General features: G+C 50.8%; 14 protein-coding genes. 7 read left to right on the forward strand and 7 right to left on the reverse strand.

The window, feature by feature from the left end; translation table 11 throughout:
• Positions 1–3: 3 nt before the first annotated feature.
• The 5 genes from IPL17_RS06510 to IPL17_RS06530 are packed head-to-tail and all read right to left on the reverse strand — an operon-like array spanning position 4 to position 3,061.
• Positions 4–606 (reverse strand): M20/M25/M40 family metallo-hydrolase, encoded by a 603-nt coding sequence (locus tag IPL17_RS06510; RefSeq protein ID WP_345306267.1) that lies wholly within the window; start codon positions 604–606, stop codon positions 4–6.
• A gap of 13 nt (positions 607–619) precedes the next feature.
• Positions 620–1,102 carry a M20/M25/M40 family metallo-hydrolase gene (locus IPL17_RS06515; protein WP_345306268.1) on the reverse strand — a complete coding sequence of 161 codons (483 nt, stop codon included), beginning with the start codon at positions 1,100–1,102 and terminating at the stop codon, positions 620–622.
• Complete coding sequence (locus tag IPL17_RS06520; protein WP_345306269.1) at positions 1,086–1,376, reverse strand: hypothetical protein; 291 nt, start codon at positions 1,374–1,376, stop codon at positions 1,086–1,088. Before IPL17_RS06520 ends, IPL17_RS06515 begins: the two co-directional genes overlap by 17 nt.
• A 45-nt stretch (positions 1,377–1,421) precedes the next feature.
• Positions 1,422–2,816: a peptide ABC transporter substrate-binding protein gene (locus IPL17_RS06525; RefSeq protein ID WP_345306270.1), complete on the reverse strand. Its 1,395-nt coding sequence runs from the start codon at positions 2,814–2,816 to the stop codon at positions 1,422–1,424.
• A complete protein-coding gene (locus IPL17_RS06530; RefSeq protein ID WP_345306271.1) occupies positions 2,726–3,061 on the reverse strand; it encodes a hypothetical protein in 336 nt (111 codons plus the stop codon). Before IPL17_RS06530 ends, IPL17_RS06525 begins: the two co-directional genes overlap by 91 nt.
• Before the next feature lie 555 nt (positions 3,062–3,616).
• On the opposite strand from IPL17_RS06530, the gene IPL17_RS06535 reads away from it, so the two are divergent.
• The 6 genes from IPL17_RS06535 to IPL17_RS06560 all read left to right on the forward strand — a co-directional run bounded on the left by IPL17_RS06535 (position 3,617) and on the right by IPL17_RS06560 (position 7,369).
• Positions 3,617–3,994, forward strand: a complete 378-nt coding sequence (locus IPL17_RS06535) for a hypothetical protein (RefSeq protein ID WP_345306272.1) — start codon at positions 3,617–3,619, stop codon at positions 3,992–3,994.
• Positions 3,995–4,075: 81 nt separating this feature from the next.
• Positions 4,076–4,633, forward strand: coding sequence for a hypothetical protein (locus IPL17_RS06540; RefSeq protein ID WP_345306273.1), 558 nt, complete (start codon positions 4,076–4,078; stop codon positions 4,631–4,633).
• A 182-nt stretch (positions 4,634–4,815) separates the two neighbouring features.
• Positions 4,816–5,100, forward strand: coding sequence for a 30S ribosomal protein S6 (gene rpsF / locus IPL17_RS06545; RefSeq protein ID WP_345306274.1), 285 nt, complete (start codon positions 4,816–4,818; stop codon positions 5,098–5,100).
• 45 nt (positions 5,101–5,145) lie between these two features.
• Positions 5,146–5,565 (forward strand): single-stranded DNA-binding protein, encoded by a 420-nt coding sequence (locus IPL17_RS06550; protein ID WP_345306275.1) that lies wholly within the window; start codon positions 5,146–5,148, stop codon positions 5,563–5,565.
• Positions 5,566–5,583: 18 nt separating this feature from the next.
• The gene (rpsR, locus tag IPL17_RS06555; RefSeq protein WP_345306276.1) at positions 5,584–5,871 is read left to right on the forward strand and encodes a 30S ribosomal protein S18; all 288 of its coding nucleotides are present in this window, start codon (positions 5,584–5,586) and stop codon (positions 5,869–5,871) included.
• Positions 5,872–5,995: 124 nt separating this feature from the next.
• Positions 5,996–7,369 (forward strand): peptidylprolyl isomerase, encoded by a 1,374-nt coding sequence (locus tag IPL17_RS06560; protein ID WP_345306277.1) that lies wholly within the window; start codon positions 5,996–5,998, stop codon positions 7,367–7,369.
• 109 nt (positions 7,370–7,478) lie between these two features.
• Here the strand turns inward: IPL17_RS06560 and smc are convergent, their stop codons facing one another.
• Entirely contained in the window at positions 7,479–11,084 is a 3,606-nt protein-coding gene (smc, locus tag IPL17_RS06565) for a chromosome segregation protein SMC (RefSeq protein WP_345306278.1), read from the reverse strand.
• Positions 11,085–11,162: 78 nt separating this feature from the next.
• On the reverse strand, positions 11,163–11,888 hold the full coding sequence (rnc, locus tag IPL17_RS06570; RefSeq protein ID WP_345306279.1) for a ribonuclease III: 726 nt from the start codon (positions 11,886–11,888) through the stop codon (positions 11,163–11,165).
• Positions 11,889–12,058: 170 nt separating this feature from the next.
• Here rnc and IPL17_RS06575 point away from each other — a divergent pair, with 170 nt between their 5' ends.
• Positions 12,059–13,000: an aldo/keto reductase gene (locus IPL17_RS06575; RefSeq protein WP_345306280.1), complete on the forward strand. Its 942-nt coding sequence runs from the start codon at positions 12,059–12,061 to the stop codon at positions 12,998–13,000.

Genomic DNA, 13,000 nt, shown 5'->3' on the forward strand with positions numbered 1-13,000 from the left:
AATTTATTTGAAATTATAGAAAAAGTGAGTGAAGGCTTCGATGCCTTTGTACCAGGTTGGCAAATGAAGTCTTTCATTGGGTGAATGGACATTGTCATCGGGCAGGCCAAAACCCGTGAGCAGAGAATCCGCGCCGACATATTTCTGCAACAGGACAACCGAGCCGATCGAACCGCCTTCACGCCTGAAATAGGGCTGCTTGCCCCAAACGGCTTTGAGCGCCTTCGCGAGAGCCTGCACGCCAGCAGAGTTGCTGTCTGTAATGGCAGCGCCTGCGTTGTGTAAATTGATCAATTCCCATTTGATGGTCTTGGGCGCGTTCTTCTTGAGGTACGCCTTCATTTGCTTGAACGTCTCTTCGGGAGTTTGATCTGGCACGAGGCGGCAGGAAATTTTCGCCATGGCCCATGCGGGCAAAACTGTCTTGGAGCCTTGTCCCGTGAAGCCAGAGAGCAAGCCATTGACTTCCAAAGTTGGCCGCGCGCCAGTGCGTTCAGAGGGAAGGAATTGCGGCTCGCCCCATAATGCAGGCACGCCCGTCATCGCGATCAATTCCTTATTACTTTCAGGCAGGCGCTTGAATTCCTCATGTTCCTTCTTGGTCAACTTGCGGACCTTGTCATAGAAACCCAGGCAGCATGATCTTGCCGTTCTTATCGTGCATGCCCGCGATCAACTCGATCAATGCCTGCGCGGGGTTGTGAATTGTCCCGCCGAACAGACCTGAATGTAGATCTTTATCAGGCCCATACACTTTCAATTCAAAATATGCCAGGCCGCGCAAGCCGGTGGTAATGGTTGGCTTGGTGGGTCCCATCATGCCCGCATCAGGATTCAAACAGAAATCACTGGCAAGCAATTTTTTATTATTTTTGATGAATTCGCCGAGATGTTCCGAGCCGATCTCTTCCTCGCCCTCGACCAGCCACTTGATATTGATGGGCAATCCGGTCGTGCGGACAATTGCTTCGACCGCTTTGAGAGAAGCCATCACCTGGCCTTTCATGTCCGAAGAGCCGCGCGCGAATAAATAATCTCCGCGCACCACGGCTTCAAAAGGATCGGATGTCCACAACTCCATTGGGTCAACCGGGTTGAACATCATAATGTCCGTAGATCATCACGGTCGGCGCGGATTTTCCCGCACCCAGCCATTCGCCATACACAACGGGATGTCCCGCTGTCGGCATGATCTGCACATTATCCATATTCATGGAACGGAGCTGCGCAGCCACCCATTCCGCAGCGCGTTGAACATCGCCTTTATTTTCACTGAGAGTGGAAATGGAAGGGATCGCAAGAAAATCCTTTAATTCACTTAAATAGCGTTCGCCATTTCCGCGAACATAATCCAAAGCTTGCTGAGCTTCTGACATGGATACTTCTCCTTTTAGGGGGGGCTTAAAGAAATGCCGAGAGATTTATGGTATGGCTGTGGGTACAGGTGTTTGCTCAAGCGTGCGGCGTGTGACGAGATACCATTCGTTGATCAATGCGAGGCGGTCACTAATATCATACATCGGCGCGACCTGTACGCCCTGCACTTGAGCATCCACGCCATAGGAATAAACGGGGTAATACAAAGGCAAAGATGGTAGATCTTTGGCAAACACTACTTGAAAGTTTCTATATAAGCGGGCACGTGATGCAAAGTCCGCTTCGGTGCGCGCGGTTTCAAGGAATTCGCTGGCTGTGCGGTTATCCCATTGTGAATAATTCTGTCCGCCAGTAGCCTCGGATTGATGCCAGAACAAATATGGATCGGGATCGGGCATGCGCACCGTGTTCAAGTCGGCGAGTGCGGCTTGATAATTACGCGTTGTGAGAAAGTCATTTACCAGAGAATCGTATGGGACAGATTGCAAGTCAACCCGCACGCCGATCAATGCCCAATCGGTCTGAATGGCTTGAGCGATCTGAGTGTGGACCGTGTCATCGGGGTGAACCAGTGTAAAGGTCAGGGATTGACCGTCTTTGGCACGGATGTCGCCGCCGCCCGCAGGGATCACATAGCCTTCATCCTTGAGCAAAGTCTGAGCCACATCAGGATCGTAATCAAAATGCTCGATCTCTTCATAGTAAGCCCATGAACCCGTCAGAATGGGGCCGTCAGCAACGATGGCCTGTCCCTGCATGATGTGCGAGACAATGTTGTTGCGATTTACGCCAAGCAAAAGCGCATGGCGGATATTTTCATTTTGAAGGAATGGCACACTGGGATTATTCAGATTTAAGAAGACCAGTCCCAATTGCGGCAGTCGGCTGGTGTAAACGGATAGATTTTGCTCCATCAAAGCAGGCTGCAACACATCATTCGTAAGCTGACTGACCCCCAGCACCTCACCCTGTTGATACGCATCAAAGGCGGCGGCTGAACTCGCATAAAAACGGAAAACAACCTGTTCAATGAACGGAGGCTGTACATAATAATCTTCATTTACCACAAGCACGACACCGGTGATCTGTCCGCCGCTGGTCATGAGGCGTTCAAATTTATAAGGGCCGCTGCCAATTGGCTGCAAGTTAAAATCTGCGCTGGCAAGCTGGTCAGCGGGCACGGATTCGAGCAAATGTTTTGGTAAAACACCAAAAGTGGCGTAATCCAAAAATGGGGCGAACGGCTCGGCAAGTTTGAATTGAAGCGTTTTATCGTCGAGTCTTTTTATTTCAATTTGAGACCACAGTTCTTTGATATCCTGTGGAAAAAGCGATCCAGCACTTTTGATCAATTCAACTGTGAAGATGACATCATCACTGGTAACAGGCTCACCGTCATGCCAGACCGCGTTGGGGCGAATCGAAAAATTGTACAACACGCCATCAGGAGAAGTACCCCACGCTTCAGCCAGATCCGGGCTGAGGCAAGTCCGCGTGAATCAAAACGGATCAATCCGCTGAATATCAGCCGATTGATATCGCGGTCCGCAGGGTTGTTCCAATCCAGCATGGGGTTAAGCCTGCCCATGGAGCCGATCAAGGCTTCGGTATAAATTCCACCAGGCGCGGCTTCGGGCAAGGTAATAACACTTACTGGCTGTTGGCTGAGCAACAGCAAAGCCACGATCACCAACGGTGACCGCTACAACCAAAATCTGCCAGCGTAATCTTTTCATATTGGGGAAATAAAGAAAGGCCGCCGCCACCCCGCATACTCAGGGTAATGGACAGGCGGCCTTTACAGGCAGTTGATTCCTAGCGTCCGAGAATAATGATGGCGATCACGAGTCCAAAAAAGACCACGCTCAAGCCGATCGTCACCCAAAACAGAATGCGTTCAATGCCGCGGCGGGCGGTGAACACACCACCTGTATCTGCACCGTGAGTCCACCGAGCCCTGCGCCCTTGCTCTGCAGGATGATGCTGAGGATCAAACCCACTGAGGTTATAATCAGCGCAATATTTAGAAAGTTAGTCATACAATATGCCTCCTTGAAATTAGCGGGCAAATTATACCTGTTCAAGAAGTGAATCGTCAAATATGGGTTCAACGCAATTGTGAGTCTTTCTTAATTTTCATTAATCCTGTAATTCATCAAAAAATTCCAAAGAGGTCCAAAAAAGAGGAAATTCATGCACGAAGCTGTAGTCAATTTGCACATGCATACACGTTATTCCGATGGGACGGGCACCCACCGCGATATCGCCCAGGCGGCCCTTGCCGCCAGGCGTGGATGTGGTGATCGTGACAGACCATAATATTCTGGTACAAGGATTTGAAGGCTATTACAAGGAAAAAAATAAAAAGATCATGATGCTGATCGGCGAGGAAGTCCATGATCAGGCGCGCGACCCGCAGAAGAATCATCTGCTGGTTCTGGGCGCGGGGCGCGAACTGGCGACATTCGCAGAGAACCCGCAGCTGCTCATCAATCAAGTACGGGATGCCGGCGGATTATCCTTTCTGGCCCACCCCGACGACCCCGAAACACCAGCCTTCAAGGAACTCGATATTTCCTGGGAGGATTGGTCAGTTCAAAATTACACCTGGCATTGAATTATGGAATGCGCTGAGCGAGCTGAAAACCGTCGTGCCGACAAAATTACACGGCGCTTTTTATGCTTTTTCCCGTCCTTCGTGGCACATCAACCGATTCCAGCCACGCTCGAAAAATGGGATGAATTACTTTCCCAAGGTCGTCCCGTAGTCGCAATCGGCGGCTCGGATGCGCACGCACTGCTCATGAGCATGGGACCGATCAGCCGAGTGATCTTCCCATATGAATTCCATTTTCGCACAGTGAATACGCACGTGATGCTGGCGGATTCGCTGAGTGGCGAGGTCAATGCGGATAAAAAAGCGATCTACGCCGCGCTGGGAGCGGGTCATTGCTTCGTTGGGTATGATCTACCCGCATCCACGCGCGGATTCCGTTTTACCGCCCAAGGCTTGGAAAGAACCGCCTTCATGGGCGATGAACTGTCCGCGAAAGGCGGGGTGACCTTGCAGGCAAAACTCCCTGCTGATGCGGAGATCCGTTTGCTAAAAGACGGCGTTGTGATCCAGACCTGGAAGAAAAGTGCGTCCATGACACATATCACTACGGACGCTGGCGTGTATCGTATCGAAGCATATCGTAAGTATCTGGGGAAATTGCGCGGTTGGATATACAGCAACCCAATCTACCTAAGATAAATGCCGCTCGGACAGAAACAGTTCCACACTTAGGAAAGAGGCGTTTTTTCATCCAGATAAATAGATTTTGTGGTAAACTTCGTCCGCTATTAAATCAGGTGCGTCTTAATACACGTGCCTTTCCGTTCTTGGCAAGCCTACGGCTTGAATAGGAACAAACCCATGGAAAGGAGGTTTTCCCTATGCGTAAGTATGAATTAGTTTGTGTGATCCAGCCTGATCTGGACGAGACCGCTTTTAACGTCGTGCTAGAAAAAGTTAAAGGCTGGATCAGTGATTCAGGCGGTTCGGTGGATAAGGTTGATGTTTGGGGTCGTCGCAAGATGGCTTACATCATCAAGAAGCACCGCGAAGGTCAGTATGTTTTGTTGAATATGACCATGAACCCCGCCGCGACATCCGATCTTGAACGCAATCTGCGTTATCAAGAGCCGATCATTCGTCATATGCTTTCTGTAGCTGAGTAGTTTATTGTTGCATTGCCCGGTAATTTTTACCAAGGAGATTTTATTATGAGCCGAGGCCTAAATAAAGTTCAGATCATTGGTCATCTTGGAAAAGATCCCGAGATGCGCTACACCCCTTCTGGAAAGCCCGTAACCACTTTTTCCGTTGCGGTCAGCCGTTCGTGGAACAGTGCGGATGGAGAACGCCACAGCGAGACCGAGTGGTTCAACGTGGTGGCCTGGGGAAACCTGGCTGAGATCTGCAAGCAGTATCTCGTCAAGGGACAACAGGTATATATAGAAGGACGTTTGCAAACCCGCCGCTGGGACGATAAAGAAGGTCAGAAACATACCAGCGTGGAAATCGTTGCGAACGAAATGATGATGCTGGGCGACCGTCGCGATGCGAACAGTCATACACAGGAAGTTGAGCCTACCTCCGCCGATAATGGCTCTGCCATGGCGGAAGATGAATTCCCGTTCTAGTTTTTTTTGGAGTAAATCATGAGTGAAGAACGTAATTATTCAGGCGGCGAAGGCGGCGGTGGGGACCGCAAGTTTTTCGCAAAGCCGAAGTTTTGTCAATTTTGCGCCGATAAGCTGTTGGTCATTGACTACAAAAAGACCGACCTGCTGCGCAAATATATAACCGAGGAAGGCAAGATCCGTCCGCGCCGCCAGACAGGCGCATGCGCCAAACACCAGCGTGTGGTCGCCGCGGCCGTGAAACAGGCACGTCATGTAGCTTTCCTGCCGTTCAGTGGCAAGCCACTGGATGAAGGCCGTTCCTAATACCGAAAGAGTATTTCGGGGCATGGAATTGCGATGCATCCATGCCCCGAATTTATGTTAAACCCTCGCCTGCATTCTCTCAAGCAAGAGGACGGGAATCATGAGGGCATGAAGGAGTTTGAATATGGCAGATGATTCGGGCAAAAAGCCCGCTTCCCGCACCACAAAAAAACATGTTGCCCGCCTTGAGCGGGAACGCCAGCAAAGCAAAATTATTCTTTATGCGTTCGTCGGCATAATTATCAGTGTTGTTCTTTTGCTTATTTATGGTTATTTGGATATTAACTACTTCCAGCTTCAGAAACCTGTGGCAAAAGTAGGCAATACTGAAATTTTGGCAAGCCAATTTGAGCCGCGCGTGCGTATGCAGCGCCAGCAATTGTTGTCTCAATACAGTCAATACCAGCAGTATGCCCAGGTATTTGGAATGGATGTGCAGACGCAATTAACCCAGATCGAAACCCAGCTCAACTCACCGGAAACGATCGGCCAATCCGTCCTGGATCAAATGATCAATGAACATTTGATCCGTCTGGAAGCGGAGAAACGCGGCATCACCGTCAGCGATGAAGAATTAAATAAAGAAAAACAAAGCTCATTCGCATTTTTCCCGAACGGTTCTCCAACCCCGACAGTAACGCCCACCGAAGTAACCCTGCCTGAGGTGCCTGCCGAGGCGTTTAAGATCGTCACCAAGACACCCTTGCCCACGGCCACATTATCAGTCACCAACACACCGGATGGAACTGCCACCGAGGTGCCAGCCACGCCCACGGCCACACTTGAACCTGCACCTACTGCAACAGCAGGCCCGACGGCTACAGCTTTGCCGACATCCACACCCTACACAGTGGAAGGGTTCCAGACCGAGTTCCAGAATGGTCAGAACAGGATGAAGGACCTTGGGTTGAGCGAAAAGGATTTCCTCGCATTTTTTGATTTTCAAGTTTTGGAAAGAAAACTAAGAGAGCAGATCACAGCCGATGTAAAACCGGTTGAAAAACAGGTTTGGGCGCGCCATATTCTGGTCGCGGATCAGGCTATTGCAGTAACAGTTATCGAGCGATTAAATAGCGGCGAAGACTTTGCTGTTCTCGCACAGGAATTATCCACCGACACCGGTTCCGCTCAAAACGGCGGCGACCTGGGTTGGTTTGGAAGCGGAGCGATGGTCGCGGAATTTGAAGCAGCCGCGTTCGCTCTGGAAAACCCCGGTGATTACACAACAACACCAGTCGCAAGCGACTTTGGTTTTCACATCATTCAGTTGATCGCCAAGCAGGATCGTCCTCTAACCGCACAGCAATATGATACAGCAAAGAGTAAAGCCTTCTCAGATTGGCTAACCGCGGCCCGTGATGAATATCCGGTTGAAATTTTCGACCTCTGGAAACAACACCTCCCCAGTGAACCGAATTTCATTACCATCGCAACTGATTCTGCAAAATCAGCCAGAGCTACACAAGAAGAAGCCGCAAAGGCAACCGCAAAACCATAGAAACATAATGATGAAGGATGAAATAATCCTGAAATCATTTTCAATTCTGTTGCAATAAAAAAACGCCCACTCCATGAGATGGGCGTTTTTGATTCTTTTTTCCTTTCCCCTATCCTCTTTTCAACATATCATCGGTTACCTGATCAAGGCGCAGGCTGATGATCTGACTGGCCGAGTCGCGCCCCATTGTTATACCGTAGATCACATCTGCGGCTTGCACGGTATTGCGATTATGTGTAATGATGATGAATTGCGTATCCTTGCTCAGGTCCACCAGCAGGTCGCGGAAGCGTCCGACATTGGCTTCATCCAACATGGCATCCACTTCATCCATCACGCAGACTGGCGTTGGTGAAACTTTTAGCAAGGCAAACACCAGTGCGATCGCGGTCAGACTTCTTTCACCGCCGGAGAGCAAAGCCAGCCCCTGTTCGCGGCGGCCCGGCAAACGCGCCTCAATCTCGATACCGGTATCAACCAGGTTTTCAGGATCGGTTAACGCAAGGCGCGCAGAACCGCCGCCAAATAAACGCACAAAGGTTTCGCGAAATTGTTTATCCACGGCATCGAACGTGCGTACAAATTCCCGTTTGGTGATCTCGTCCAATTCAGCGACAACCTGCTTAAGATCCACTTCGGCTTTTCGCAAGTCTTCGATCTGAGACTTCATGAACGTATACCGTTCACTTTCCTGATCGTATTCCGTTTTCGCATCCGGGTTGATCGGACCCATGCGGCGCAATTGCGTGCGGAAATGCGTCAACTGTTCTTCAATTTCAGGCGAGAGTTCCGTCACTACGGGCAGCTGCTCCACCATGCCGTCCAAAGGTAAAGGCACAGGTCCTGAAACATCCGCCGCGTAATCAAACATTACCAGGCCAAAATCATCGGTGATCTTTTGGTGCAGACTTTCCAGGGCTTCCTGCTTTCGGCTCTGCTCCAATTGAACTTGACCATACGAACGCTCCGCGTTTGCAAAAATACGCTGCGCGTTCGTTTCTGCTTCCTGTAGGCGGGTTTCTTCCTGCTCCGCTGTTTCCAGATCCTTCTCAGCCGGCTCGATCCGAATCCGCATATCCTCAACCTGGGCATGCAAACCAGATTCATTTTCGCGCAAATTATTTTTCTCGGCATCCAGGCCAAGCAAAGAATTTTCAGCTTCATGTAAACGCGAAGCCAAATCAACACGGCGCCCATCCAGACGCATGATCTCCTTTGCCCGTTCATCTTTTTTGGCTAACGCAGCGGCGACACTCTGTTCAGCCACAGCCACACGCGTACTCCAGTATGATGCCTGTTCCTTTAATTCATCAGCCGCCATCTCACTCAATTTTTCAGAAAGCTCCTTCAAATGCAATTGCGCTTCCGAAGAGAGGCGTTCTACTTCAACTTGCGACTCGGTCAATTTTTGTTGGATCAAAACAGAATCCTGCGCCTCAGTTTCCAGCTGGGTTAACTGTTTTTTCTGCCACTCAAGCTGGCGTTGTGTCGATTCCGACTCCAAACCAGCCTGCTGTTCAGTCTCCTGAGTTTCACCTAATCTGACACGGGCTTCGCGCGCATCGGTTTCGGCCTGCGCCAGTTCACGCTGTCCCCCCGCAAGTTGGTTGGTCAACATATCAACCACGTCATTGGAATCTGCGATGCGAGCAAGAAGCTCGCTGATAGCCGATTCGAATTCACGTTTCTGGCGGGGCCTGCTCAAGGCGGAGGAGGAAGCGGTTTTTCCCGCAATGACCAATCCGTCACCGCGAAAAACTTCCCCGCGTAAAGTCACCACCCGCGCATGGGTCGGCAACTCCCTAATCAGCCTGCGCGCAGATATTCGATCACGCGCGATCAAGGTCTGCCCCAGCACCAATCGAACAGCACCGCGCAATTCATCAGGCGCATTGACAAGCTCGGCAGCCACGCCAATGCAGTCAACATCGTCGGAGTTATGAAGCGAAAGATTTTCGCGTTCGTCGAGAGGTAATAAAGCGGCACGCCCAACATCATTGGTTTCAAGCAAGCTGAGCGCATCTTCAAGCTGACTCGCATCCAGCAGGACCGCATCCAAGGTATCGCCCAGTGCTGCGGCAATTGCGATCTCAAGGTCAGCGGGGACATCGAGTGCTGCACTCAAAGCCCCGCGCGCGCCGTTGAGTTTCGAATTCCGCGCGGCGTCCAATAAATAACGCGCGCCTTCAGCATATCCTGCCAATGACTGTTCTGATTGTTCCAGTACTTCGAGCTGGGCTTTCAAACGCGAATGATCTGATTCTTCCTTGGTGCGTTTTTCAAGCGCTTCCCGCCGGTCACGATCAACGGCGGCGACTTCGTTTTTCTTATTGGTGACCTTTTCTTCCGCAATCTGTAAAGCAAGCTGTGCCTGCTCACGCTCAGCATGGGCGCTGTCAAATTGCGCCTTTGCATTCGCGGCTTGTAGTTCACCAGCAGATATCGCAGAGCGGGTCTGTTCGATCTTTTGTGATTGCTGTTCGAGGCGAGATCTTAATTCATCCAGGCGTGCATTATTTTCAGCCCGCTGCTGGCTTAGGCTTTCGATCTGGTCTCGGATGAGCGCGAGCTGTTCCTCCTGCGCCGCGCGGTCTGATTGACGCGCTTGCAGGGAATTCTGGATATTCGAAAGCTGAATCTTCGCTTCTTCGTATTCGGCCTGGATGCGTTCCACCTCCCGCATGGCTTCACCATAGCGATCATTGGCAAGGTGTAATTCATCCGTCACAAGTTCCTGATCGGAAAGAACCGAAGCTTGCGTATTGGTCAATGCGCGGCGGCGTTCTTCAAGCACAGCCAACTCACGGCTGATGGATTCACGCCTGTTATGCAATTCAGCGGATTGACGCTGCCAGCCATTCAACTGTGCCCGCAGCCCCGAGAGCCGCTCACGGAAGGATACATACGCTGCCTGTGTCTTTTCGTGAACTTCACGAGCTTCACGCACACGTCCTTCCTGTGTGCGCACCGTCTCGCGGATATCGGTCAGATCTCGCTGGGCACGATGCCAGTGAAAACCGTACCAATCCAGCAGGATGTTTTTCAAGTCTGTTTGAGTTCGGGCAAAATCAATGGCGCGTTTGGCCTGCCGTTCCAGGCTGCGGATACGCGGCTCAAGTTCCGCAATAATATCGAGTACGCGTTCCAAGTTGCGTTCAGTATTTTCAAGGCGTTTCAATGCATCATCGCGGCGGGCGCGATACAATCCCACACCCGCGGCCTCTTCGAACAAACGGCGGCGATCATCCGCTTTTAGAGCAAGAGAAGCGTCCACCAATCCCTGACCGAGAATGGTGTATGTACGTTCACTTAAACCAGCCTGCGCGAGCAGTTCATTCATTTCGCGCAAACGAACATGCTGGCCATTCAACAAATAGTCATTATGCCCGTCGCGATGGGCATACCGCGCCAGCGCGACTTCAGAAAAATCAACGGGCAGCCATTGCTCGGTGTTGTCAAAGGTGATCGTTGCCTGGGCCATGCCCGCGCGCGCGCGATGTTCGGAGCCGGAGAAGATCATGTCTTCTGTCTTCTTGCCGCGCAGCAGCAAATATGACTGCTCACCCAGTACCCAGCGCAGAGAATCGGCGATGTTCGATTTACCCGAACCGTTTGGACCGACGATGGCAGTGATTCCGCTCGCAAACTCAAAAACGGTACGCGAGGCAAAGGTTTTATAACCTTGTAATTCAAGTGATTTTAGACGAAGAGGCATGTTTTATTTACGATTTCCAATTTATGATTTTGAATTTACGATTTACCGTCAAGCAGCTTGAGTACTTTTTTGACAGAATTAATGAGCGCCCATCTTGCTCACACCCAAATTATTCAACGCGTCCTGCGCGGCAGCATGTTCTGCGTAACTTTTGCTCGTGCCGGTGCCACGCCCTTTGATTTGACCAGCAACCTCAACTTCAATTTCAAAGGTGAGCGCATGCTCGGGTCCGCTTGTGCTGACCACATGATATCGAATGGGTAAAAGTTTGCGGGACTGTACATATTCTTGCAATTGACTTTTTGGGTCGCGGATTTCGCTGAGAACAGATTCGCGGCTATCTTCTAAGATCGGATCAACGAACGCATTTACAGTTTCCAGGCCTGAGTCTAAATACAGAGCACCGACCAGCGCTTCGAAAGTAGAACCTAACAAATTATCCCGATCATGACCACCAGAGGCTGCCTCTCCCCTTCCAAGCCGAAGCGCGCGTCCGAGATCCAACTCGCGTGCAAATATTGCAAGCTGTTCATTGCGGACCAGCGCAGAGCGCATTTTTGTCAGATCGCCTTCGGGCATTTCGGGGAAACGCTGATACACCCAAGCGCCAACGATGAAATCCAAAACAGCATCACCGAGAAATTCAAGGCGCTCATTATCTTCCACTGCTTCTGGGTGTTCATTGACATAAGAGCGGTGGGTCAGTGCCCGCACCAGCAGCGCTAGATTTGAAAAGGGCAGACCCAGCCTGCGGCTTAGGTCAGAAGCGGATTCAGCGATCCGCTTGGTGGTATTAAGTGTCATGGAGACCTCCCAGAACTCAGGGAGCGCCAAACTCCAAGCTCCTCATTTTGAGAAAAAGTAGAGTCTCGCGTTCCATCAGTTCCAAATTTTGAATGGGCTGAATTGTAACCCGAATTTTTAAGGAAAGTGGTTTTTTAAGATAAAATCAAAAAATCTAACCGGAGGGCACTGTGACCGAAGTCAGTAATGAAACGCGTTTTCTTCACGCAATTGAAATTGGGTTGGGCGCCTGGCAATGGGGAGACCGCCTGGTCTGGGGATATGGGCAAACACACACCGATAAAGAGATCCGCGAATCGTTCGATGTTTCGCTCAGCCTCGGCGTTCGGTTCATTGATACAGCTGAAATTTACGGTTCTGGATATTCTGAAAGATTGCTCGGTAAATTCTTAAAGGAAACAGAACAGCCCGTGCTGGTGGCGACCAAATTCTTTCCGTGGCCGTGGAAAATCACAAAAGGATTCATTCCGCGTGCGCTGAAAGGAAGTTTGGAACGCATTGGAGTGGATGCGGTGGACCTGTATCAGATCCACTGGCCGTCTGTGACCATGAGTCCTGAAACGATGATGGAAGGCATGGTCGAATGTGTCAAGCGCGGTATGACCCGCACAGTGGGTGTTTCCAACTTTGGAGAGAAGCACCTGATCCGCGCCTATACCACCCTGGCGCGGCATGGAATTCCACTCGCATCCAATCAGGTGCACTACAGCCTGTTGAACCGTGAAGTGGAAAAGAACGGCACGCTCGCGCGCTGCAAGGAACTTGGCATTCGCTTGATCGCATATTCACCGCTTGAAAAAGGACTGCTGACAGGAAAATATTCATTAGAGAATCCGCCGCCCGGCGTCCGCGGTTCGCAATACTCTGAACTGCTAAAGAAACTTCCGCCGGTCATGAAATTGATCACAGACATTGGACTCGACCATGGGAACAAAACCGCTGCTCAGGTTGCCTTGAATTGGTTGATCTGCAAAGGCGCTCTCCCGATCCCGGGCGCGAAGAATAGTAAACAAGCGGAGAATAATGCCGGCGGCGCGGGCTGGCGATTGACTGAAGAAGAAGTCATTAAACTCGATGAAGCCACAGAACGGCTTCGCGAGCATTCAAAATAG

This window comes from Candidatus Villigracilis saccharophilus (assembly GCF_016711665.1).